Annotated in this window: 18 protein-coding genes, 1 tRNA gene and 2 pseudogenes; 12 read left to right on the top strand and 9 right to left on the bottom strand. The window is 70.6% G+C overall.

The genetic code is table 11. The annotated features are described in order from the left end of the window. The first annotated feature begins 47 nt into the window (after positions 1-47). Entirely contained in the window at positions 48-1,925 is a 1,878-nt protein-coding gene (nhaA, locus tag ACIQFZ_RS32110; RefSeq protein ID WP_365419770.1) for a Na+/H+ antiporter NhaA, read from the top strand. Between the two features lie 463 nt (positions 1,926-2,388). Here the strand turns inward: nhaA and ACIQFZ_RS32115 are convergent, their stop codons facing one another. The 3 genes from ACIQFZ_RS32115 to ACIQFZ_RS32125 form a co-directional block, all read right to left on the bottom strand. Beyond that, positions 2,389-3,393 (bottom strand): Gfo/Idh/MocA family oxidoreductase, encoded by a 1,005-nt coding sequence (locus tag ACIQFZ_RS32115; RefSeq protein ID WP_402692847.1) that lies wholly within the window; start codon positions 3,391-3,393, stop codon positions 2,389-2,391. A gap of 62 nt (positions 3,394-3,455) precedes the next feature. Next, complete coding sequence (locus tag ACIQFZ_RS32120; protein ID WP_402692848.1) at positions 3,456-4,256, bottom strand: SDR family oxidoreductase; 801 nt, start codon at positions 4,254-4,256, stop codon at positions 3,456-3,458. 8 nt (positions 4,257-4,264) lie between these two features. Then, on the bottom strand, positions 4,265-5,440 hold the full coding sequence (locus tag ACIQFZ_RS32125; protein WP_402692849.1) for a phytanoyl-CoA dioxygenase family protein: 1,176 nt from the start codon (positions 5,438-5,440) through the stop codon (positions 4,265-4,267). 242 nt (positions 5,441-5,682) lie between these two features. Here ACIQFZ_RS32125 and ACIQFZ_RS32130 point away from each other — a divergent pair. After that, a pseudogene (locus ACIQFZ_RS32130) lies at positions 5,683-6,652 on the top strand (LacI family DNA-binding transcriptional regulator). A 15-nt stretch (positions 6,653-6,667) separates the two neighbouring features. On the opposite strand, the gene ACIQFZ_RS32135 reads toward ACIQFZ_RS32130, so the two are convergent. Further along, on the bottom strand, positions 6,668-7,012 hold the full coding sequence (locus tag ACIQFZ_RS32135) for a cupin domain-containing protein (protein WP_383061635.1): 345 nt from the start codon (positions 7,010-7,012) through the stop codon (positions 6,668-6,670). 158 nt (positions 7,013-7,170) lie between these two features. On the opposite strand from ACIQFZ_RS32135, the pseudogene ACIQFZ_RS32140 reads away from it, so the two are divergent. Then, a pseudogene (locus ACIQFZ_RS32140) lies at positions 7,171-7,431 on the top strand (MFS transporter); the annotation flags it as partial. A gap of 23 nt (positions 7,432-7,454) precedes the next feature. Here the strand turns inward: ACIQFZ_RS32140 and ACIQFZ_RS32145 are convergent. Further along, positions 7,455-8,300 carry a DUF2690 domain-containing protein gene (locus tag ACIQFZ_RS32145; RefSeq protein ID WP_365419786.1) on the bottom strand — a complete coding sequence of 282 codons (846 nt, stop codon included), beginning with the start codon at positions 8,298-8,300 and terminating at the stop codon, positions 7,455-7,457. Positions 8,301-8,463: 163 nt separating this feature from the next. After that, complete coding sequence (locus tag ACIQFZ_RS32150; protein WP_402692850.1) at positions 8,464-8,901, bottom strand: SH3 domain-containing protein; 438 nt, start codon at positions 8,899-8,901, stop codon at positions 8,464-8,466. A gap of 233 nt (positions 8,902-9,134) precedes the next feature. Here ACIQFZ_RS32150 and ACIQFZ_RS32155 point away from each other — a divergent pair, with 233 nt between their 5' ends. The 6 genes from ACIQFZ_RS32155 (at position 9,135) to ACIQFZ_RS32180 (ending at position 13,551) form a co-directional block, all read left to right on the top strand. Then, positions 9,135-9,659, top strand: a complete 525-nt coding sequence (locus ACIQFZ_RS32155; protein ID WP_402692851.1) for a MarR family winged helix-turn-helix transcriptional regulator — start codon at positions 9,135-9,137, stop codon at positions 9,657-9,659. Between the two features lie 80 nt (positions 9,660-9,739). Next, positions 9,740-10,102, top strand: a complete 363-nt coding sequence (locus ACIQFZ_RS32160) for an ArsR/SmtB family transcription factor (protein ID WP_376406298.1) — start codon at positions 9,740-9,742, stop codon at positions 10,100-10,102. Continuing rightward, positions 10,099-10,734 (top strand): SRPBCC family protein, encoded by a 636-nt coding sequence (locus ACIQFZ_RS32165; RefSeq protein WP_402692852.1) that lies wholly within the window; start codon positions 10,099-10,101, stop codon positions 10,732-10,734. The genes ACIQFZ_RS32160 and ACIQFZ_RS32165 overlap by 4 nt, the downstream gene beginning before the upstream one ends. A 75-nt stretch (positions 10,735-10,809) precedes the next feature. Continuing rightward, positions 10,810-10,883: transfer RNA gene (locus ACIQFZ_RS32170), tRNA-Pro, on the top strand. Positions 10,884-11,056: 173 nt separating this feature from the next. Continuing rightward, positions 11,057-12,478, top strand: a complete 1,422-nt coding sequence (locus tag ACIQFZ_RS32175; RefSeq protein ID WP_402692853.1) for an APC family permease — start codon at positions 11,057-11,059, stop codon at positions 12,476-12,478. Positions 12,479-12,528: 50 nt separating this feature from the next. Beyond that, the gene (locus tag ACIQFZ_RS32180) at positions 12,529-13,551 is read left to right on the top strand and encodes an acetamidase/formamidase family protein (protein WP_402692854.1); all 1,023 of its coding nucleotides are present in this window, start codon (positions 12,529-12,531) and stop codon (positions 13,549-13,551) included. A gap of 21 nt (positions 13,552-13,572) precedes the next feature. Here ACIQFZ_RS32180 and ACIQFZ_RS32185 read toward each other — a convergent pair whose 3' ends face one another. Beyond that, positions 13,573-14,052 carry a carboxymuconolactone decarboxylase family protein gene (locus ACIQFZ_RS32185; protein ID WP_402692855.1) on the bottom strand — a complete coding sequence of 160 codons (480 nt, stop codon included), beginning with the start codon at positions 14,050-14,052 and terminating at the stop codon, positions 13,573-13,575. A 125-nt stretch (positions 14,053-14,177) separates the two neighbouring features. Between ACIQFZ_RS32185 and ACIQFZ_RS32190 the strand changes: the two genes are divergently transcribed. Together ACIQFZ_RS32190 and ACIQFZ_RS32195 are read left to right on the top strand one after the other, a co-directional pair. Next, positions 14,178-15,167: a pirin family protein gene (locus ACIQFZ_RS32190; RefSeq protein ID WP_402692856.1), complete on the top strand. Its 990-nt coding sequence runs from the start codon at positions 14,178-14,180 to the stop codon at positions 15,165-15,167. Between the two features lie 40 nt (positions 15,168-15,207). Further along, complete coding sequence (locus ACIQFZ_RS32195; RefSeq protein ID WP_383061649.1) at positions 15,208-15,546, top strand: GNAT family N-acetyltransferase; 339 nt, start codon at positions 15,208-15,210, stop codon at positions 15,544-15,546. Between the two features lie 96 nt (positions 15,547-15,642). On the opposite strand, the gene ACIQFZ_RS32200 is transcribed toward ACIQFZ_RS32195, so the two are convergent. Both ACIQFZ_RS32200 and ACIQFZ_RS32205 read right to left on the bottom strand, forming a co-directional pair. Next, complete coding sequence (locus ACIQFZ_RS32200; protein ID WP_402692857.1) at positions 15,643-19,677, bottom strand: ThuA domain-containing protein; 4,035 nt, start codon at positions 19,675-19,677, stop codon at positions 15,643-15,645. A 287-nt stretch (positions 19,678-19,964) separates the two neighbouring features. Further along, positions 19,965-20,945, bottom strand: a complete 981-nt coding sequence (locus ACIQFZ_RS32205) for a multicopper oxidase domain-containing protein (protein ID WP_402692858.1) — start codon at positions 20,943-20,945, stop codon at positions 19,965-19,967. Between the two features lie 484 nt (positions 20,946-21,429). Here ACIQFZ_RS32205 and ACIQFZ_RS32210 point away from each other — a divergent pair. Then, the coding region (locus ACIQFZ_RS32210) for an OmpL47-type beta-barrel domain-containing protein (RefSeq protein WP_402692859.1) at positions 21,430-22,472 on the top strand (1,043 nt) is incomplete at its 3' end.

The raw sequence follows: 22,472 nt of genomic DNA on the forward strand, positions 1-22,472 counted from the left end.
CTGACGACGTGTCCCGGGCTTTGACCGCACCTCCGGAACAGCCGCCCATGAGCGGGCAGACCGCCTGCGGCGCCGGCGCGCGCGGACCGCTGCGCACCTTCCTGCGCACCGAGACCGGCAGCGCCGCCGTGCTGCTCGCCGCCGCGGTCGCCGCGCTGGTGTGGGCCAACGTCTCGCCCGGAACCTACGAGTCGTTCTGGCGCACCCACGTGTCGTTCATGGTCGGCTCGACCGGGGTCTCCCTGGGACTGCGGGAGTGGATCAACAGCGGGCTGATGGCGCTGTTCTTCTTCGTCGTCGGCCTGGAGGCCCGCCGGGAGTTCGACATCGGGGAGCTGAGAGAGCGCAGGCGGCTCGCGCTCTCGGCGATCGCCGGGATCAGCGGCATGGCCGTACCCGTGGCGATCTACCTGGCCCTCAACGCGGGCCACGCCACCGCACGGGGGTGGGGCGCGGCCATGTCCACCGACACGGCGTTCGCGCTCGGCATCCTCGCCGTCTTCGGCTCCCGGCTGCCCGGCGGTCTGCGCGTCTTCCTGCTCGGCGTCACGGTCGCCGACGACTTCCTCGCCCTCGCCGTCATCGCCTTCGCCTACAGCGGGACCCTCTACGTGCCCGCGCTGCTCACCGCGTTCGGCGTCCTCGCCGTGCTGATCGCACTGCGCCTGGCCGGCGTACGGATCTCCGTCGTGTACGCGCTCGTCGCCCTGGTCCTGTGGGGTGCGCTGCTGCGCTCCGGCGTCGACCCGGTGGTCAGCGGACTGGTCATGGGCCTGCTCACCTACGCCCACCCGGCCCAGCGGCACGCCCTGGAACGCGCCAGCCGGCTCTTCCGGCGCTTCCGCGAGCAGCCCACCCCCGAGCTGGAACGCACCCTGCGCCGGGGCCTGGCCACCGCGCTGTCGCCCAACGAGCGGCTTCAGCGCATGCTCCACCCCTGGACCAGCTATCTGATCGTGCCGCTGTTCGCGCTGGCCAACGCCGGCCTCCCGCTCGGCGCGGCCCGGCTCGCGGACGCGTTCACCTCACCCGTCACCGTCGGCATCCTGCTCGGCTACGTCGTCGGCAAGCCGATCGGCATCGTCGGCTCCACCTGGCTCGCCGTGCGGCTGAGCCGCGGCCGGCTGCGCCCGCCGATCGGCTGGGGCGCCATCACCGCGGGCGGCGGCCTGGCCGGGGTGGGCTTCACAGTGTCCCTGCTGATCGCCACCCTGGCCTTCCGCGGGACCCGGCTGGAGGAGGCGAAGATCGGCATCCTGGCGACCGTCCTGTGCTCCTTCGCCGTCACCTGGCTGGTGACCGGAGTCCTCTCCCTGCTGTCCCCGCGCCGCCGGGCCCGCGCGCTGCTGGGCCGGGGCCGGGTCATCGTCGATCTCGGCGAGCCCGTCGACCCCGAGCGCGACCACGTCCGCGGGCCGCTGGACGCCCCGGTGACCCTGGTCGAGTACGGCGATTACGAGTGCCCGTACTGCGGACTCGCCGAGCCGGTCGTGCGGGAGCTGCTCGCCGACTTCGGCGACGACGTGCGCTACGTCTGGCGGCACCTGCCGCTGACCGACGTCCACCCGAACGCGCAGCTCGCCGCCGAGGCCGCGGAGGGCGCCGCCCGCCAGGGCCGCTTCTGGGACCTGCACGACGTCCTGATCAGCCACCAGGGCGACCTGAGCCCCAAGGACCTCCTGCGCTACGCCGAGCAGATCGGCCTCGACGTGGACCGCCTCCGCCGGGACCTGCGGGAGCGGACGGGCGCGCAGCGGGTGGCCGACGACGTGGAGTCGGCCGACCTCAGCGCCGTCTCCGGCACCCCGACCTTCTTCGTCAACGGCCGCCGCCACCACGGCGCCTACGACATCGCCACCCTCACGACAACAGTCCGCACAGCCCGCGAACGCGCCACACTCGCGGGGGCGGGCCCGCAGCCCTGACGACGCGGCCCGCAACGCTCCGCATGGCCGGTCATGCGGACCCGCCGGATCGGTCACGTGGCCGACGGCCGATCACGTGGGTCGCGCGGCGATCCGGCCCGGCGGCCCCTCACATGGGACGGCAGGGCCGGTCGCATGGCCGCGAGGTCGGCCGCACGGCCCGCATGGTTCGTCGTGCGGGCCCGCCGGATCGGCCGCGTGGCCCGTCAGCCCGGCCGTACGGTCCGCGTGGGCCCGCCGGAGGCATGCGGGTTCGCAGGGGAGGTCGGGTGGATGGACGCGTGGAGTGCCGGAGCGGGCCATCGGGACCTTCCTGGCTGGCCACGCGGACCCGTAGAGGCTGGTTGTGTGGCCTGTGGCGTGGGGCTTGCAGGCCCGCCGGGTCGGTCGGGGCCGGACCGGCGGACCCGCGCGGCCGGTCGTGGGTCCGTAGGGGCCGCGTTGCCGGTCTTGCGTCGGTGGGTCAGGTGGTTCGTACCTCGTCGATGCGTACCGGGCGGTGTTCGTGGAGGGACAGGGTGCAGGCCTCGGCGATCCAGCCTGCCTCCAGGGCGTCGGCGACCGTGCACGGGGAGGGGAGTCGGCCGGCCACGACCTCGGTGAACGCGGTGAGTTCGGCGCGGTAGGCGGCGGTGAAGCGGTCCATGAAGAAGTCGTGCGGGGTGCCGGCGGGGAAGGTCGCGCCGGGTTCGACGGAGCGCAGCGGCAGCTTGTCGTCCAGGCCGACGGCGATCGAGTCCTCGAAGCCGTGCAGCTCCATGCGGACGTCGTAACCGCTGGCGTTGTGGCGGCTGTTGGAGACCACCGCGATCGTGCCGTCGTCCAGGGTGAGCACCGCCCCGGTGGTGTCGGCGTCGCCCGCCTCCCTGATGTAGTCGGCGCCCCGGTTGCCGCCGACGGCGTACACCTCGGTCACCTCCCGCCCGGTCACCCAGCGGATGATGTCGAAGTCGTGCACCGAGCAGTCCCGGAAGATCCCGCCGGAGGCGGCGATGTACGCGGCCGGCGGCGGCGCCGGGTCGAGCGTGGTGGACCGCACGGTGTGCAGCCTGCCCAGCTCGCCCGCCTGAACCGCGGCGCGGGCGGCGGCGAATCCGGCGTCGAAGCGGCGGTTGTAGCCGATCTGTACGGGCACACCGCTGCCCTGGACCGCCTTGAGGACCTCGACGCCTTCCGCCATGGTGCGGGCCACCGGCTTCTCGCAGAAGACGGGGACGTCGGCGTCGACGGCGGCGAGGATCAGCGCCGGGTGGGCGTCGGTCGCGGCGGCCACGACGACGCCGTCCACCCCGGCGGCCAGCACCGCCTCGGCCGAGTCGGCCACCTCGGCCCCGAACCGCTCGGCGGCGGCCTTGGCGGCGTCCGTGAACGGGTCGGCGAGGACGAGCGACTCGACCGTGTCGAGTCCGGAGAGGGTCTCGGCGTGGAAGGCGCCGATCCGGCCGAGGCCGAGGATTCCGATACGCATGGGGGCTGATGCTCCTTGGGTGCGTGGGTGGTGCGTGGTCGCGCGCGTGGTGCGGCAGTACGTCAGTCCAGTCCGCCGAGCACGTTCTGGTCCCAGTCGATCACGGAACCGGTGACCACCCCGGACCGCTCGGACAGCAGCAGGACCACGAAGTCGGCGATCTCGTCGGGCCGGCCGAGCCTGCCCATCGGCAGCCGCTCCCCGGCCCGCTCCCGCCAGTCTTCACCGGCGCCGTGGAAGGCGCGCTGGGTGGCGTCCTCGCCCTCGGTCGCGGTCCAGCCGATGTTCAGGCCGTTGATCCGCACCCGGTCGAAGCGGTGGGCGTGCGCGGCGTTGCGGGTGAGCCCGGCCAGGCCGGCCTTGGCGGCGACGTACGGCGCCAGGAACGGCTGCCCGCCGTGCGCAGAGGACGTGATGATGTTGACGACCGTGCCCGGCGCCCCGCGGGCCACCATGTCGGCCACCGCCGCCTGCATCGCGAAGAACGGCCCCTTGAGGTTGACCGCGATGTGCGCGTCGAACAGTTCGGGCGTGGTGTCGAGGAGCGTGCCGCGCGAGGTCAGCCCCGCGGAGTTCACCAGGCAGTCGATCCGTCCGTACGCGGAGACCACACGCTCCACCGACCCCTTGGCCTGCTCCGCCTCGGCCAGGTCGGCCCGGACGAACATCGCCTTGCCCCCGGCGGCCGTCAGCTCCGCCACCAGTGCCTCGCCCGGCTCGGTCCGCCGCCCGGTCACGGCGACCACGGCGCCCTCGCGGACGGCGGCCCGCGCGATCGCGGCCCCGACGCCCTGGCTGCCGCCGTTGACGAGGACGACCTTGCCGTGCAGCAGCCCGTCCGCGGTTCCGTCGAGAAGTCCCATGGCTTTCCTCAGCTCTCGCGTCGCTCGGCACCGGCCCGCAGCTCCGCGCGGAGCGCGTCCGGTGTCCACTCCTCGCGCACCGCCCGCCGTACGAGGTCCGCCTGCGAGGGCGGGGCCAGCCCGTCGACCGGCGGATCGCTGTCGAGGTTCGTGGGGAACGGGTAGCCCTCGGCGCTCGCGGCGACGACGCGGTCCAGCCATGCGACGTCGGCGCCCTCCGCCTTGCGCTTGAGCAGCACCGGGAAGACGGCGCCCGCGACGGCCTCGCGGTCCACGGTCTCCATCGCGCGCCCGAAGGCGGAGGAGACCTGGAGCAGGTTGGCCATGCGAGGGATGTCCACCGACCGGTTCGTCCCGGCGGCGTGGAAGAGCGCCGGGTTGAAGAAGACCGCGTCCCCCTTGGCCAGCGGCAGTTGCACGTGGTGGTCCTCGAAGTAGGCCTGGAACGCGGGCAGTCGCCAGGCGAGATACCCCGGCTCGTACCGCTGCGAGTACGGCAGGTACATCGTCGGACCCGACTCCACGGGCATGTCGCAGTGCGCGACCGCGCCCTGGAGGGTCAGCACGGGGGAGAGCCGGTGGACGTGCGCCGGGTAGGCGGCGGCGACCTCGTTGGCCAGGAAGCCCAGGTGGTAGTCGCGGTGCACCGTCTGGGCCGCGCCGCCCGGGTTGACCACGTTGATCTGCGAGGTGACCTGGTAGCCGGGGCCCAGCCAGGCCTCGCCGACCAGCGCCAGGACGTCGTTCGCGTAGTAGTCGGCGAACGCCTCCGGGTCGTGCAGCGCCGCCTTCTCCAGGGCGTTCCACACCCGGTCGTTGGCGCCCGGCTCGGCGAAGTGGTCCCCGGCGCCCGCGCCCGAGGCGCGCTGCTCGGCGATCAGGGCGCGGAAGACGGCGGTGGCCCGGTCGGCCACCGCGGTGTCGGGGAAGGCGCCCCGGAACACCACGATGCCGGGACCCTCGTCCAGGGCGCGGACCAGTTCGGCCCGCAGGGCGTCGCGGGCGGCGGGTTCGGCGGCCCCGCGCAGCCGCTCGGCGTCGTAGACGAGGACGTTGCGGTCCACCGACGAGGCGTGCGGATAGTCGGCGGCGTCGGTCGCTCGCTCGACGAGCGCGCGGAAGGAGTCGAGGTCGCAGTCCTGCTCGGACAGCCAGACGCGGCGGTGTACGGGGGTGGAGGACATCGTCGTCCTTTCGGTCGTCGGGCGACGCGGCCACGGGAAGGGTCGTCGGGCGGGCTCGGTGACGGGGACGGTCATGGGCGGACTCGGGGACGGTGACGGGCGGACTCGGTCCCGGACCCGGTCGTCGGCGGACCCGGTCACGAGGGCCGTCGTGTCCTGTCATTCTTGTCAGTACAAACACCTCGAACAACCAGCAGCGAGCCATCAAAAACCCCTCAGGAACCCACCCAAGGAGCCTGCGCATGGGTCACCCCTTCCCGATCCGCGAGATAGCACGTCAGGCAGGGCTGAGCGAGGCCACCGTCGACCGGGTGCTCAACGGCCGCGGCGGGGTGCGGGAGAGCACCGCGCGGGAGGTGCGCCGGGCGATCGCCGACCTCGACCGGCAGCGCACCCAGGTCCGGCTGGTGGGCCGCACCTTCATGGTCGACATCGTGATGCAGGCGCCCGAGCGGTTCAGCACTGCGGTACGGGCCGCCCTGGAGGCCGAACTGCCGTCCCTGCACCCGGCCGTGGTGCGCTCCCGCTTCCACTTCCGCGAGACCGGTCCGGTGCGCGAGCAGATCGCCGTACTCGACCGGATCGCGCGGCGCGGCTCGCAGGGCGTGATCCTCAAGGCCCCGGGTCACCGACCTGCCCGCCAGCGCCCGGCTCGGCTACGTCGGCAGCGACAACCGGGCGGCGGGCGCGACGGCCGCGTACCTGATGGGCCAGTGGCTCGGCGACCGGCCCGGCAATGTGCTCACCAGCCTCAGCAGCGGCTTCTTCCGCAACGAGGAGGAACGCGAGATGGGCTTCCGCGGCGCCATGCGCGCCCGCCACCCCGGGCGGGTCCTGGTGGAGATCGCCGAGGGGCAGGGCCTGGACGCCACGCAGTACGACCTCGTGCGGGCCGCCCTGGAACGCGACCCGGAGATCCGCGCGGTCTACTCGATCGGCGGCGGCAACATCGCCACCCTGCGGGCCTTCGCGGACCTCGGCCGTGAGTGCGCGGTGTTCATCGCGCACGACCTCGACCAGGACAACACCCGCCTGCTGCGTGAGCACCGTCTGTCCGCCGTGCTCCACCACGACCTGCGGCAGGACATGCGGGAGGCCTGCCACCTGGTGATGCGGGCCCACGGAGCCCTGCCGCCCGCGGCACCGACGCTTCCGTCGGCGATCCAGGTGGTGACCCCGTACAACATGCCGCCGCACCCGGGGGCCGGCTGAACCCCGCGGCGGGCCTCACAGGTTGATCGCGTACGCCTTGCGCAGCGTCTCGTGCACCGTCCACGTCGTGCGGTCGCCCTCGCGGAGCACCGCCATGTCGCCGGGGCCGACGCGCAGGGTCGGCCCGCCCTCGACCTCGATGGTCGCCGAGCCGCTGATCACCACGAACAACTCGTCCGCCTCGGTGTCGGTGACGACCCCGGGGGTGATCTGCCAGATCCCGCGGATCTGCCGGCCGTCGGCCGACTCCCAGACCACCTTGCCGGTCACCTCGGGCGTCCCGGAGACGATCTGCTCCGGTGCGAGCGGCTCGGGCACGAGGTCGGCGTCGGGAACGTGCAGAACAAAACTGTGCGTCATGCCGTGACCCTAGCCGGGGCGGACGGCACGGGAACGCCGACAGAGTGTGGGGGATCGGCCCCGGCCCGAGGACACTTCGTCGCTTCCGGCGGGAAGCCCGGCATGTACGAGGGGGTACGTGCGGGCAATATGACCAACAAAATTGTTGACAATCTTGCTACGCCACGGTCTCCATCCGCTCCAACGCCGGAAACCGCGCCACCGCCGTCGGCTGGACCTCCGGCATGGGCCGCTTCGGTGCCGTCTTCGGCCCCTGGCTCGGCGGCCAGTTGCTGGCCGCCGACCGCGGCGACTGGGGCTTCACGGCCTTCGCCCTGGCCGGTGTCTCCTCCATGGTCTTCATCGGAATCGCGGCCCTGCGCACCCCGAGGAACCCCGCGCAGAGCAGCCCCCGCCAGGACCTCCTGGCCGCGAACTGACACTCCCGCCCTCCCCGGGGGCGTCACGGGTGGTCCGGCGCGTCGGGGTCCAGGCCGGTGCAGGCCAACTTCCCCTCGACCTCGGCGCAGGCCTCCACACCCCGTGGGGAGGAGACGCTGAGCATGGGGCTCGTGTCGCCGCTGGTGTCGTCGGCAGCGTAGGTGGCCGACAGGACGTTCCCGCCCATCCGTACGGAGATCTCCCGGGCGACCGCGCCCCGTACCCGCACCTGGGACCAGGCGGTACGGCAGGAGGACGAGTACCGCAGCCGCACGGTGTACGTCGAGCCGACCACGGCGCTCTGGGTGCGCGCGTCCCCGGCGCAGGCCGAGGCGTCGGGCAACTCGCCCTGACAGGAGGCGCCGTGGCAGCGTGGCGACGCCACCATCACCCGGGTGCCCGGTGGTTTGCCGGGGGACGGTGTGAGGAGGACCGTGGCCACCGCGGTGACCGCGGCGGGCAGGGTGAGAGCCGTCAGCAGCGGCAGGCGTCCCACCCGCGTCCTGGGCGGATCGACCGGCTCGGACTCGGGCCGGGGGACGGGATCGGGTCTGGACTCGGGTCCGGGATCGGGTTCGGGCTCGGCATCAGGCCCGGAGCCGGGCTCGGCGGCCGCGGAAGGGCACTCGCCGACGGCGTCCCACAGGGCCAGCGCCGGGGCTGGATCCGCGCCCGCGAGCCGGGCGAGCGCCTCCACGGCCGAGCGGGGAGGGTGCTTGGCCCCGGTCAGATAGCGGTGCCAGGCGGACTTGCTGTACGGAGTGCGCGCGGCCAGGGCCGCCAGGCTCAGACCCGTACGGTCCCGCAGCTCGCGCAGGGCTGTCGTCAACTGCCCGGGTGACGCTGCCGTTCCTTGGGGTTGCCGCATGCTGCTGCTCCCGAATCCATTCCCGCTTTGGGCGTTTCGCCCCGGTTGTCGGGATGGTTTCCCGGGCTGAGGGCACCGATACACCTCGAACCGACGGCCCGTCCGGGAGCATGCTGCTCCTGGACGGGCCCGGCCGGTCACCGCGTTCGCGCGTGACGGCGCGTCAGCACCACGGCAGGCTGTGCCGGACCCGCACGTAGTGCGCGGAGACGTAACCCCGTGCGTGCGCGAGGCGGTACCACTGTCGCGTGCCGCCCACCCAGGACCCGCGCGTCCGGCACTTCAGCGCCACCAGGCGGTGTGCGTGCCGGACGCCGACCACCCGGTACCGGGTGCTGGGGCCTGAGCGGACGTTCAGTGCCCGGCGGTGCGTGACCACACGTCCGAGGGAGTGGATCGAACGGTGGTGCGTCGCCCACCGGTTGACATGGTGCGACTGCTGGGCGGGCTCGGGCGGCATCGAGGGGAGCAGGTGCGGGGCGACCGCCGACACGGCCGGGCGTGAGCCGGGGCCGGCCGGGGCGGCGTCGGCCGCCGTGGGCACGAGCGCGAGTGCCGCGACCGTGGCCAGCACACCGCTGGTGAGGGTCCGTCGGATCATGGAAACCTCCGGGCTGTCGTTCCTGCGACCACGCGTCGTGATCGCATGCCGCCCAGCGTTTCCGTGCCACGCCTCCGCGATGCCGTCCCCGCGTCCCCGGGGACGTCCCCGCCGTCCCCGGGGACGAGCCCCGGGGTGCGGCCGGCCGGGGAGACGACTCCGCGCACGCATCGCCGTGCTCCGGTTCGCAGCAAATTGCTTGAGTAAGGCAATGATATGGTAAAGTTGTCGGTATGGTCACTCCACCGTTGCCCACCGGACCCGTCTCGCCCGAGGTGGCCGAGATCGAGCGCGCGCTGATGCGCATCACCTACCTGGGGACGCGGGCCCGGCAGCACGAGAGGCTGATGGGCCTGGCCGGGGTGCCGCTGGACCGGGCGGCGGTCGCCCTGCTGCGCCAGATCGCCGACTGCGAGCCGCAGCGGCCGGGGGAGCTGGCCAACCGCCTGGGCGTGGAGGCCTCCCATGTCACACGCACGGTGCAGCAGTTGGAGCGGTCCGGCCATGTGATCCGGATTCCCGACCCCGACGATCGCCGTGCCCAGCGCATCCAGCTCACCGACCTCGGCAGGGACGCCATCTCCCGTATTCGTGAGGTCGGGGCCCGCGGTATGCAGGTCGCCCTGGCCGACTGGTCCCCGGAGGACCTGAGTCGCCTCGCGACACTCTTCCATCGCATGGTCGACGACTTCCTCGTCTACGCCAAGGAAGTCGAGAGTGAACACGAGGCCGCCGAGCCGGTCCGGCGCACCCGCTGAGGGTGTGCCGGACCCCGGGTCCGCGCCGAATGGCGTATCAGCGGTGACTTATATAAGTGGTGGGTGATACGTTGGCGGCCATGCACGCGTTCGACGTCCTCGGCGACCCCGTCCGGCGGCGGATACTGGAACTGCTCGCCGACGGCGAGAAGACCTCCGGTGCCGTCTGCGAGGCCGTCACGGCGGAGTTCGGGATCTCGCAGCCCGCGGTGTCGCAGCATCTGAAGGTGCTGCGGGAGAACGGTTTCGCGACCGTCCGTCCCGAGGGCGCCCGGCGGCTGTACGCGGTGAACTCCGCACCGCTCAAGGACGTCGACGCCTGGCTCGACCGGTTCCGCGGCTTCTGGGCCCAGCCCTTGGACGCGCTGGCCACCGAGCTGGCCCGCGGCAGGCGCGAACGCCGGCTGCGCGGTGCCGACGACCCTCCGAGGAGCACCCCATGATCGACGTGACCCATCAGATCAACGCCGTCGACCGCCGGGTCGGCCGCCGCGTCTTCAAGGCGGCCGAGGCCCGTGTGGTCACGGTGAGCCAGTCCTACGACGCCCTGCTCGACGATGTCTGGGACGCCTGCACCAACCCCGAGCGCATCCCGCGCTGGTTCCTCCCCGTCACCGGTGAACTCCGCCTGGGCGGTCACTACCAACTCGAGGGCAACGCCGGCGGCACGATCGAACGCTGCGACCCGCCCAAGGGCTTCGCCGCGACCTGGGAGTACGGCGGCGAGACCAGTTGGATCGAGCTGCGCCTGACCGCGCGGGACGGCGGCGGCACCCGCTTCGAGCTGGACCACCTCTTCCACATCGACGACACCAAGTGGGGCGAGTTCGGCCCCGGCGCGGTCGGGGTCGGCTGGGACATGATGCTCATCGGCCTGACCCGCCATCTGTCGAGCGGCGCTCCGGTCGACCCCCGCGAGGCCATGGCCTGGGTGGGCTCCGACGAGGGCCGCCGATTCGTCGCCGCGAGCAGCGAGGGGTGGTACGCGGCCAACGTCGCGAGCGGCGAGGACCCGGCACGCGCACGCGAGGCCGCCGACCGCACCACCGCCGCCTACACGGGCGCCGAGGGATAGCCGGAAATCGGCCGCACCCGCCCGCGTAAGGTAAGGTTCACCTGCGCGTTCGGGCGGATCTCCGCACGAACGCACCGGGACGTGGCGCAGCTTGGTAGCGCACTTGACTGGGGGTCAAGGGGTCGCAGGTTCAAATCCTGTCGTCCCGACTTTACGGAGTCGCAGGTCAGGGGCCTTTTCAGAAGACATCTGAAAAGGCCCCTTGATCATTCTTGGGGAACAGGTGGCGACCGGCCCGTCCCCACCGGAGCGCTTCCGTCCGGAACCGACTGGCCCTACGCTCTCCTCCGCAGTTCCGGCACCCAGCAGTGAGGAGAACGCGATGGCCGAACATCCGCCTCCCGACTCGCTCCAGAACTACGGCTACAGGCAAGAACTCCACCGCTCCCTGACCTTCCGCGACCTGCTGGTCTACGGCCTGGTGTTCATGGTGCCCATCGCCCCCTTCGGGATCTTCGGCAGCGTCTTCCAGGGCTCCGGCGGCATGGTGGCGCTGACCTACGCGATCGGCATGGTGGCGATGATGTTCACCGCGCTGTCGTACGCGCAGATGGCCCGGGCGTTCCCCATGTCCGGCTCGGTCTACGCATACGCCGGACGGGGCATCGCGGCTCCCGTCGGGTTCCTCTCCGGCTGGATGATCCTGCTCGACTACGTGCTGGTGCCCGGACTGCTGTACCTGATCGCCGGGATCGCCATGAACTCGCTGGTCCCGGCAGTCCCGGTGTGGCTTTGGCTGCTGGGCTTCGTGGTGCTCAACACCGCGGTCAACTACGCGGGCATCCAGATGACCGCGCGGGTCAACAAGGTGATGCTGCTGGCCGAACTCGTCGTGCTGGCCGTCTTCGTGGTGATCGGCGTGATCGCGCTCGCCCAGGGCAAGGGCCGCGGTTTCGACTTCACCGCGGTCTACAACAGCGGAACCTTCTCCTGGGGGCTGGTCTTCGGCGCCGTCTCCATCGCCGTGCTGAGTTTCCTCGGGTTCGACGGCATCTCGATGCTGGCCGAGGAGAACAAGGAATCCGCCCGTGCCATCGGTCGTTCGATGGTGGCGGCGCTGCTGCTGGCCGGCGCCCTGTTCATCGTCCAGACGTGGCTGGCCTCCCTGCTGGTGCCCGACCCGGACAAGCTCATCGACCAGGGCGACCCCGACGGCACCGCCTTCTACGACGCGGCCCGCGTGGCCTCCGGCGAGTGGCTGGCCACCCTGACCGCCGCGGCCACCGCCGTGGCCTGGGGCTTCGCCAACTCGCTGGTGGCCCAGGCCGCCACCTCCCGCCTGCTGTTCGCGATGGCACGGGACCGGCAACTGCCCTCTTTCCTGGCCAGGGTTCACCCGCGGCACCGGGTTCCGGTCAACGCGACTCTGCTCACGGCCGCCGTCTCGCTGGTGCTGGGCCTCTACATGAACTCCCGCGACGACGGCGTGACTCTGCTGAGCACCCTGATCAACTTCGGTGCGCTGACGACCTTCCTGGTCCTGCACGTGTCCGTGGTCGTCCACTACCTGATCCGCCGACGCAGCCGTGACTACTGGCGGCATCTGATCGCACCCGGCATCGGCTTCGCGATCCTGGCCTACGTCGTGGTGAACGCCAACATCGCCGCGCAGCGACTGGGGTTCGTCTGGCTGGGCGTCGGTGTAGTGGTCCTGGCCGGGCTGCTGCTGACCGGCCGCCGACCGCGCCTGGCCGCCATGGAGGCCACGGACGAGCCGGCGGGGACACCGCCGCGCAACGGATAGACACCGCCCGCGCACGCCGCATCCCGTATTCCCGCAGGCAAGGAGACACATTGAACACGCTCGCCCAGGTGATCAGCATCCCCGCGGACCCGGACCGGTACGCCTACTCCTTCGGCGGCGGGTCGCCCGTCGTGACGGTGCCGCCCGGCAGCATCGTGGAGCTGACCACCGAGGACTGCTTCGGCGGCCGGGTACGCGGAACGGCCGACCTGCCCAGTCAGGTGTGCTCCTTCCCCTACCTGAACCCGGTCACCGGTCCCATCGCCGTCGCCGGCGCCGAACCCGGCGACGCGCTGGCGGTGCACTTCGTGGACATCTCCCCGGCCCGTGACTGGGGCGTGTCCAGCACCTTCCCGCACTTCGGCGCGCTGACCGCCACCCACGCCACCGCCATGCTGCATCCGGCGCTGGAGGAGCGGGTCTGGCTCTACGCCATCGACGCCAAGGCCGGCACCTGCCGGTTCGAGGCCCGCCGAAGCGACTTCGCGGTGGATCTGCCGCTGGATCCGATGCACGGCACGGTCGGCGTCGCCCCCGCCGCGGGCGAACGGCTGATGTCCATCTCGCCGGGTGTGCACGGCGGCAACATGGACACGCCGGAACTGCGCACCGGAACCACCGTGTACTTCGGGGTCAACGTCGAGGGCGCGATGCTCGCCATCGGGGACGGCCACGCACGCCAGGGTGAGGGCGAGGTGTGCGGGACCGCGGTGGAGACCGCCATGAACACGGTCGTGGCCGTGGATCTCGTCAAGGGCGGCGCGCCCGCGGTGCCGCGGCTGGAGAACGACGACTTCCTGCTGAGCACGGGCCACGCGCGCCCACTGGAGGACGCCTTCCGGATCAGCCAGCACGACCTGGTGCAGTGGACGGCGGATCTGCTGGGACTCGACCAGCTGGACGCCTACCAGCTGGTCAGCCAGGCCGGGCTGGCACCGGCGGCGAACGTGTGCGACACCCAGTACACGATGGTCGCCAAGCTGCCCAAGCGGATCCTCGGCGGCGCCCGCGCCTACACAGGGGTCCACGAGCGGTTGCGGGCGCTGGGGGCGGAATACCTGCGGCAGCGCTGAGCCGCCCCGGCCAGGGGCGGACTACTGCGGCCGTACCGGATGCTTGCTCATGATCGAGACCCGGTTGAACGCGTTGATGGTGACCGCCGCCCAGATCACGGCGGAGATCTGGTCGTCGGTGAGCACCTCGCGGGCCGTGTCGTACGCGGCCTCCTGAAGGGCCGCGTCACCGGGGTCGGTGGTCGCCTCCGCGAGCGCGAGCGCCGCGCGCTCGTCGGGGGTGAACAGTTCGGTGTCCCGCCAGGCCGCCAGCACCCCGAGCCGCTGTGTGGTCTCGCCCGCCCGCACAGCCGCCCTGGTGTGTACGTTGAGGCAGTAGGCGCAGCCGTTGATCTGCGACACGCGCAGGTTGACCAGTTCCACGAGCGTCCGGTCGAGCCCCGCCTCGGCGGTGACCGTACGGACCGCTTCCGCGGCCTGGACGAGCGCGCGGTATGCGGTGGGGCTCTGCTTGTCGATGAAGATCCGTTGGGTCGCGGACTCCGTCGTGTGGGTGCTCAACCTGGGACTCCTCCGGGGCCTGTGCGGCTCCCTTGTCGTGTGGTGTGTACCTGCCGGTGTCGCCCGACCTATTATCACGGCATGATAGTTGAATGTAAAACGATTCTTGAGGGAGGCGGTCGACGGTGAGCAACGCCGAGACGAAACCCATGGAAGTGCGCTGCGGCGGGCCGGCGGACGGCGAGCGGCCGACCGAGGCGGCCCGGGTCGACGTCCTGACCGCGCGTGACGTGCCCCTCGGCGGCCCCCGGGCGATGACCGTGCGGCGGACCCTGCCGCAGCGCGCCCGGACCCTGATCGGCGCCTGGTGCTTCGCCGACCACTACGGCCCCGACGACGTCTCGGTGACAGGCGGCATGGACGTCGCCCCGCATCCGCACACCGGGCTCCAGACGGTGAGCTGGCTGTTCAGCGGGGAGATCGAGCACCGGGACAGCCTGGGCAGCCACGCCTACGTACGGCCCGGCGAGCTGAACCTCATGACCGGCGGGTACGGCATCTGCCACTCGGAGGTCTCCACCCCGCGGACCACCGTCCTGCACGGCGTCCAGCTGTGGGTGGCGCTGCCGGAGGAGCACCGCGACGCCGCACGGGACTTCCAGCACTACGCACCCGAGACCGCGCGGATCGACGGGGCCGAGATCAGGGTCTTCCTGGGCTCCCTCGCCGGCCACGCCTCCCCGGTGCGGACCTTCACACCCCTGCTCGGCGCCGAGATCGTCCTCCAGCCGCGCGCGGCCCTCACGCTCCCCGTGGACCCCGGCTTCGAGCACGGCCTCCTGGTCGACCAGGGAGAGGTGCGCCTGGCCGGCACCCTGGTGGCTCCCGCCGAGATGGGTTACGCCCACCCGGGCGTCGACACGCTGACGCTGACGAACGAGTCGGACGACATCGCACGGACGGTCCTGCTCGGCGGAACCCCGTTCGAGGAGGAGATCGTCATGTGGTGGAACTTCATCGGGCGCAGCCACGAGGACATCGCCAAGGCCCGGGACGACTGGCAGAACTCCTCCGATCGCTTCGGCGCCGTCGAGGGATACCCGGGGGACCGGCTTCCCGCCCCCGCGCTGCCGAACGCCGTCATCACGCCGCGCAGGAATCCACCGCGCCACTGATCCGTTCGACGTGTCACCGACCTCATCCGAGAGGAACCCGATGAGCCAGCCTTCCACCGCTCCGACCGTCCAGCGGGCAGACGCAAAGCACCGCTACGAAATCCTGGTCGACGGCAAGCGCGCCGGACTGACCGCCTACCGCGACCGCGGTGAACAGCGCGTCTTCTACCACACCGAGATCGACGACGCCTTCGCCGGACAGGGCCTCGCCTCCCAACTGGTCCAGGAGGCGCTCACCGACGTACGCGAGTCCGGAAAGCGGATCGTGCCCGTCTGCCCGTACGTGGCCAAGTTCCTGAAGAGGCACGAGGAGTTCGCAGACATCACGGACCCCGTGACCCCCGACGTCCTGCAGTGGCTGGACACCCAGCTGGGCTGACCGCTCGCACGCTTCGAACCGGCTGACTCGGAAGCCAGAAAAAGAAGAGCCGGGCCCGGGGCGACCGCCCCGAGCCCGGCTCCTTCTGCTGTCCGGCTACAGGCTTCGTACCCGGATGTTGCGGAACTCGGTCAGATCGGTGTTGCTGTGGTTCTGCAGCCCGATGTACCCGCTGAGGAACTGACGCAGGTCCGTGGGCGGGTCACCCGCACGGGACGACGACTTGCCGGGCGTGTTGTCGAACTCGTTGATCACCACGCCGTTGCGGATGATCGTGTAGTGCTGCCCGACCGCACGCACCTCGTAGTCGTTCCACTGGCCCTTCGGGGTCACCCCCGCCTTGTCCAGGCCGAGCGGTTTGAAGTTGTAGACGGAACCGGTCTTCTGGACCTCGCCCGTGGCCCCGTCGTAGATCTGGATCTCATGGCCGCAGTAGATCGCGACCCACTCGGGGGCGGTGCGGGCCGAGCCCACCGTCCCGCAACTGCCGGCCGGGCGCTCCGCCAGCGGTGTCCGCGGGTCAGGGAACCGGATGAAGACTCCGCTGTTGGTGTTGGCGGTACCCGGAGCCACGTCCCGGAACTGGAGCCTGACCGAGAAGTCCTTCAACTCCTCCTTGGCGTACCACAGCATGCCCATGCCGCCGGTGCTGCGCATGGTGCCGTCAGGCTGGACCGAGAACGAACCCGCGCCCGCCTGCCGCCAGTCGGACAGACTCGCCGCGGTTCCGTCGAAGATGGACTTGTACCCGGCGACCTTGCCGATCTCGGACTTCGCCGCCGCCTTGCTGATCGCCGCCGACTCCTGGTTGTCGAGGACGCCCTCCTTGCGGAGGTCGTTGACCACGGAGTTGACGTGGCTGACGAACTCGCCGTGGTTCGACCAGGAGGCCTCGTCGTCGATCAGGTCGTTGACGGTGCAGCCGCCTCCGGCCTTGTGGTTGGCCACGCCCGTGTCGGTGTCCAGCAGCTGGACGGTCGGCCGGGCGTCGGGAGCCGGGCAGCCGGCCTTGGCGTCGAGCGTCGCGGTGGCCTTCTCGCCGTTGGCGTAGGTGACCGTCAGCTTCGCGTGGTACGTGCCGTAGTCGGCGTACGTGTGCGTCGGGTTGGCCTCGTGCGAGGGCTTGCTGCCGTCGCCGAAGTCCCACTCCCAGGCCACACCGCCGGTCTTGGCGCTGGAGAACGCCACCGCCTTCGGCTTGCTCTGGGTGATGACCCGCGCCCCCGCGTCCTGCGGCTTCGGAGTGGCCGGGCCGCCCTGGTAGGAGATGCGGATGAGCTTCTGGTTGCTGTGCAGGCTGAAGAAGCCGCCCGCGTAGTCGAGCATGTACAGGGCACCGTCGGGACCGAACTTGGCATCCATCCAGCTCTGCATCTGGGTGGCGCCGCTGCCGGGCGCGATGATGCTGCGCACGTCCTCACCGAAGGCCGGCGCGCCCTGGTCCTTGATGTGGTCGGGGTCGAGGGTCACCGCGACCCGGTTGTTGGCGTTGGACTCGTCACCGATGAACCACTTGTCCTCCCAGTACGCCGGCCAGGCGACACCGCTCTTGGTGTCCACCTGGGAGCGGTGGTAGGTCGGACCGGACATGATGGCCTGGCCGCCACCCTTGAGGTACGGCTGGGTGTAGGTGGCCTCGCTGTCGACGTAGCTGGGGACGCCGCTGCCGTCGGAGCGCTCGGGGAAGACCGGTCCGCCGCCCTGGGGCGAGTACCAGATCATGTTGTCGCGGGCCGGCGGGATGTCCACCAGGCCGGTGTTGCGCGGCGACTCGTTCTTGAGGTGGTCGCAGTCGTACCAGCCGGTGAGGACGCTGGCGTCGGTGCTGCTGCGGTCACGGTACGGCTGCCGGTTGCCCATGCAGTACGGCCAGCCCTGGTTGCCCGCGGAGGTGATGACCGTGGCCGTCTCGTACTTGGCCGGGCCCAGCTCCGGGCTGGAGGCTCCCGCGTCCGGACCGACCCAGCCGGCGTTCAGCCAGTTGTGCACCGGGTCGATGGAGAGCCGCGCGATGTTGCGGACACCCATCACGTAGATCTCCGGGCGGGTCTTGGCCGTGCCCGGCGCGAAGAGGTTGCCCTTGGGGATGGTGTAGGTGCCGTCGGACTCGGGGTGGATACGGATGATCTTGCCGTTGAGGTCGTTGGTGTTGCCGGAGGTGCGGCGTGCGTCCTGGAAGGAGACGCCCTTGTAGTCCTGGGTCCAGTTGTTCCCGGAGTAGCCGCTGGAGCCCTCGGAGGAGTTGTTGTCGCCGGAGCCGATGTAGAGGTTGCCGTCCTTGTCGAAGGACATGCCGCCACCGGCGTGGCAGCAGCTGTGGATCTGGGTGTCCCAGTGCAGCAGGTCCTTGCGGGTGCCCTGGTCGATGGACTCGGACGCGAAGTCGTAGGTCAGCCGGGAGACCGTCCGCTGGCCGATCCGCTTGTCGCGGTCGATCGACTCGTGCGGCATCCAGTAGATGTAGATCCACCCGTTCTTCTCGAACTTCGGGTCGAGGGTGATGCCGACGAGGCCCTCTTCGTTCTTGACCAGTTCGCTACCGCTGCCCCGGTTGCCCATCACGTCGAGCGTGGTGAGCAGCTTGACCTTCTTGGTCTTGGGATCCCACTGGTGGATGGTGCCGCAGCCCAGGCCGACCTTGGGGTTGTTCCAGTCGGCGATCGCGCCGGACGGGCAGGCGGCCTTGCCGATGTAGAAGGCCTTGCCGTCGGGGGCCATGGTGAGACCGTGCGGCTCACCGATCTGGTCGAGCTGCCCCGCCTGGTTCTGGGCCGTCAGCCGCTCGGTCTTGTAGTTGGAGGCGATGGTCGCCTGGCAGTCGCCGCGCACCATACCGGTGGTCCACTGGATGGCGCCGAGGAGGTGGCTCTGGAACTTCGTGTCGGTGGTGTAGCTCTCCTCGGTGCGGCCCATGCCGGTGTAGAAGGACCGGCCGCCGTCGTAGTCACGGCACCACGAGATCGGGTGGAACGCGCCGTTGGAGCCTGCTCCCGGCTTGTACTTCCACTCCTCGACCTGGGCGATGGTGTGGACCTTGCCGACCGGGTTCGGGTCCCAGTTGATCCACTGGTCGGAGCGGGTCCAGTTGAGCGGCAGGCCCTCGTTGGCCGGGTGCTGACGATCCGTCACGTCGACCACGGCCTGCTGGACCTTGGAGGCCTGCGGAGGCGTCGGGTTGGCGTTGAACAGCCGCAGCTCGGCCAGCTGGGTCAGCGGCTCACCGCTGTTCGCGGTGATGTCCAGCCGGTAGTGCTGGTAGGCCTGCGTGTTGGTGAACTGGAACTGCCTGGTCTGGAACCGCGACGGGAAGGTCTCGCCGCTCCGGGTGTCCAGGGTCGTCCAGTTCTGGCCGTCCTGCGAACCCTGGAGCTTCCAGTCCTTCGGGTCCCGCCCCTGGTAGTCGTTGGCGGAGGTCAGCGCGTAGTTGACCACCGCGACCGGCTTGTCCAGCTTCATGGTGACCCAGGCGGTCGGCGTACGGGCCAGCCACTTGGTGTCGTCCTTGCCGTCGAACAGCTTGTCCTTGCCCTCGCTCGGCGGGTTCTCCGAGTTGACCGCGCTCTCGACGACCTTCTCGGCGTCGGGCAGGCCCAGGGCGGGTCGGGTGCCGATCAGCCCGGTGAACCAGGCCGAGTCGGACTGCGCCCGGGCGGCGTCGTGGACACCGACGAAGCCGCCGCCGTTCTTGATGTACGACTGGAACGCGGATTCCTGGTCGGCGTTGAGGGTCACGCCGTCGGCCGACAGGAACACCACCCCTCGGTACTTGGCGAGGCCGGCGGTGGTGAACACACCCGCGTCATCGGACTCGACGACCTTGAACCCGTTCTTCTCGCCGAGGGCCTCGATCGCCGCCGCGGCCTTCTTCACGGGGTCGTCCTGCTTGGCGGCCGGTCCGTGGAAGACCAGGACGTTCACCTGGCTCTCGGCGCCGGCGTCCTGGGCGGTCTCAGCCGGCGGCTGCGCGTTCGCCTCCACGGCCGGCAGCGTGGCAAGTCCCACGGTCAGCGCGGCGCTGGACAGCAGGACCACGGCGCGACGCCAGGACCACGCGTGACCAGAGGCCCGCGCGGGACGCGACGGCGGCGCACCGCTTCGTCGTGAGAGGGCGAACCTGTCTCTCTTGCCCATGCTTGCTCCTTGACTCGATCCGACAACGGAAGAGTGATCAGGGGGTGGAGCGAGGGCTGCCGCGGACGCCCCGCCCGGCGTGCGCCGGGTGAGGCGGATTTCGGCGGGCGGTCACCAGGCCCGGGAAGGACGGTGCCGGAGGGACGAGGACAGGTTCGCCTCAAGTCCTTGCGGGTGAGGACCGGCCGGCGGCAGTCGTACACGCCCGTCGGACCGTCAGGTGGTACGACGGGCGTGGTTTGGGGGGCGGAGCCCGGATCGAGGGCCCCGCCGCTGCCGTCCAGCGCCTAATGGTGGGGCATGCCGCCGGGGACCGAGCCGTCTTCCTCGGTCACGAGGAAGACACCGGCCATGCCCATGTCCGAGTGGCTCTGGACGTGGCAGTGGTACATCCAGGCACCCGCGCCGACATGGTCACCCGCGATCACCTGGAATCCGAAGGAGTCCGCCGGGCCGACCGTCTTGGTGTCGATGACCCGGCTCACGTCCTGCGGCCCCTGGAGGATTCCGGTGCGGTTGTCCACCCAGCGGTGGCCGTGGATGTGGAAGGTGTGGAAGAAGTCCCCGTGGGTGATCACGATGAACTCCACCCGCTCACCGCGGACGGCTTTGAAGGTGGGCGCGTTGTGGGCGCCCTTGTTGTTGATCATCATGTCGTTGAACACGACCGTGAACTGCTTGTCGGGCAGGACGTCGCCCTTGCGGCGCACGATCACGGGGCCGTACAGGCCCTTCTTGATGCCGCCCGTGCCGTGCTCGGTGCCCACGTTGTGGTCGTGGTAGTGCCAGTAGCCGGCGCTGCCGGCGTCCCACGTCCCGTCGTGGTTCGGGCCCGGGGCATGGGTGCGCCAGACGTAGGTCCGCCGGCCGCCCGGCTCGACGACGCTGTCGTTCATCTTGGTGCCGTCGCTGGCGACGTCGTAGTCCATGCCGTGCACGTGCAGACTCGCGGCGACGTCCAGGTTGTTGACGACCTCGATGTTCATCGTGTCGCCCTCGGTCAGCTCGATGAGCGGGCCGGGAATCGTCGCCTCGCCCGGCTTCAGGCCGTAGCCCATCTCCCCGTTCGGCAGCTTCTCCATGTACAGGGTCAGGTTGCGGACGGTGCCCTTGTTTCCTTGGCCGTTTCCTTCCGCCGGCTTGTCCTTCGGGGCGGCGGCGGTTGCGGTGATGCCGAGCACCGTGGGTACGACCGCCGCGGCGGCCGCCCCGGTGGCGAAGGCCCGCCGAGAGAAGCGGCGTCTCGTACCTGCGCCTGAGTCGGTCATCGTTCTCCAATCCTCGAAACGCGTGCGGGCCCGAAGGCGTCGCGTGGTGGTGATGTGAGCCGCCGCCGACGGCAGCCGTCCCGTCAGGGCGGTGAGCGGTGGTGCGCGGGGCGTTCGGGCCCGTGGGGCAGGCGGGGCGGTCGTCGGATCGGACTCCGGTGGCAGCCGTCCGGCTTGGCTCGATGTGTCGGATACGGCGGGTATCGGGACGGCTGGGCGAACGGGATTCGCCTCGGGACCGCCTCACCGTAGCGGGCGCCCCTCCAGTTTTTCCAGACTCAGGTCAAAGTTGGTTGGATTGTGGTCATAGACCTTGGCGAGTAGTCAAAAGGCCGGTAGCTTCCCAACGTTGCCGCACTTTGAGAGAGGTTGGGTCCGGGCGACCACCCCCTCGACGCGCTCATCCTGGCGGCTGGTCATCCACTAGACGGGACCGCGAGTCCCTGCGCGGTGCCGCACAAGCGAATTCGCGAAAGGTGCAGCGGTGTTCAGAAGACTGCTCCATGCCAATACGGATCCGCCCCTCTCCAGATCAGCGCCACTCAGCCGATTCCGCGCACACCCGGTGCTGGTGGCGCTGGTGGCCGTGTTCACGGCCTTCTCGTTGGCCGTGCCGGCTGCGTACGCGGCGGCGAGCCGTGGGTCCGAGAAGGCGGCGACCCAGGTGCTCACCTGGACGGCCGGCGACGACTACACGAAGTACGCGTCGGCACCCACCACCGCGGTGGCCGGACCGGCGACGATCGTGTTCGAGAACAGCGCGGCGACCGGCAACACCACGGGAATGCCGCACACGTTGACGTTCGACGTCTCGAGCTCCGACTACAACAACGACGTCAGCCTGAACATCTTCGCGAGCCCCTTCGATTCCAACGGGGGCAAGTACACGGCCGAGGTCAACCTCAAGCCCGGCGTGTACCGCTACTTCTGCGCGATGCCGGGCCACCAGTCGATGACGGGCGAGCTCGTCGTCACCCCCGCAGCCGGCGGCGACACCACCGCGCCGGAGACGTCGGCGAGTGTGTCGGGTACGAAGGACGCTTCCGGTAACTACGTGGGCAGTGCGACCGTGACGGTGTCCGCTTCGGATGCCGAGTCGGGTGTGGCGAGTGTGGAGTATTCGCTGGACGGTGCGGCCTATGCGGCGTACTCGGCGCCGGTTCAGGTGAGTGCGGTTGGTGCGCACACGTTGTCGTATCGGGCGACGGACAAGGCGGGGAACACGTCGGTTGTGAAGTCGGTGCAGTTCACCGTGGTGGCGGCTCAGCCGGAGGACAAGACGCCGCCGGAGACGTCGGCGACTGTGTCCGGGACGAAGGACGCTTCCGGTAACTACGTGGGCAGTGCGACGGTGACGGTGTCCGCTTCCGACACTGAGTCGGGTGTGGCGAAGATCGAGTATTCGCTGGACGGTGCGGCCTATGCGACTTATTCGGCGCCGGTTCAGGTGAGTGCGGTTGGTGCGCACACGTTGTCGTATCGGGCGACGGACAAGGCGGGGAACACGTCGGTTGTGAAGTCGGTGCA

The sequence above is a fragment of the Streptomyces sp. NPDC093064 genome, assembly GCF_044754605.1.
Lineage (GTDB): Bacteria > Actinomycetota > Actinomycetes > Streptomycetales > Streptomycetaceae > Streptomyces.

Coding starts and splice junctions, on each gene's coding strand:
- nhaA (WP_365419770.1), top strand. CDS start 48: ATGAGCGGGCAGACCGCCTGCGGCGCCGGCGCGCGCGGACCGCTGCGC.
- ACIQFZ_RS32115 (WP_402692847.1), bottom strand. CDS start 3,393: ATGCGTATCGGAATCCTCGGCCTCGGCCGGATCGGCGCCTTCCACGCC.
- ACIQFZ_RS32120 (WP_402692848.1), bottom strand. CDS start 4,256: ATGGGACTTCTCGACGGAACCGCGGACGGGCTGCTGCACGGCAAGGTC.
- ACIQFZ_RS32125 (WP_402692849.1), bottom strand. CDS start 5,440: ATGTCCTCCACCCCCGTACACCGCCGCGTCTGGCTGTCCGAGCAGGAC.
- ACIQFZ_RS32135 (WP_383061635.1), bottom strand. CDS start 7,012: ATGACGCACAGTTTTGTTCTGCACGTTCCCGACGCCGACCTCGTGCCC.
- ACIQFZ_RS32145 (WP_365419786.1), bottom strand. CDS start 8,300: ATGCGGCAACCCCAAGGAACGGCAGCGTCACCCGGGCAGTTGACGACA.
- ACIQFZ_RS32150 (WP_402692850.1), bottom strand. CDS start 8,901: ATGATCCGACGGACCCTCACCAGCGGTGTGCTGGCCACGGTCGCGGCA.
- ACIQFZ_RS32155 (WP_402692851.1), top strand. CDS start 9,135: ATGGTCACTCCACCGTTGCCCACCGGACCCGTCTCGCCCGAGGTGGCC.
- ACIQFZ_RS32160 (WP_376406298.1), top strand. CDS start 9,740: ATGCACGCGTTCGACGTCCTCGGCGACCCCGTCCGGCGGCGGATACTG.
- ACIQFZ_RS32165 (WP_402692852.1), top strand. CDS start 10,099: ATGATCGACGTGACCCATCAGATCAACGCCGTCGACCGCCGGGTCGGC.
- ACIQFZ_RS32175 (WP_402692853.1), top strand. CDS start 11,057: ATGGCCGAACATCCGCCTCCCGACTCGCTCCAGAACTACGGCTACAGG.
- ACIQFZ_RS32195 (WP_383061649.1), top strand. CDS start 15,208: ATGAGCCAGCCTTCCACCGCTCCGACCGTCCAGCGGGCAGACGCAAAG.
- ACIQFZ_RS32200 (WP_402692857.1), bottom strand. CDS start 19,677: ATGGGCAAGAGAGACAGGTTCGCCCTCTCACGACGAAGCGGTGCGCCG.
- ACIQFZ_RS32205 (WP_402692858.1), bottom strand. CDS start 20,945: ATGACCGACTCAGGCGCAGGTACGAGACGCCGCTTCTCTCGGCGGGCC.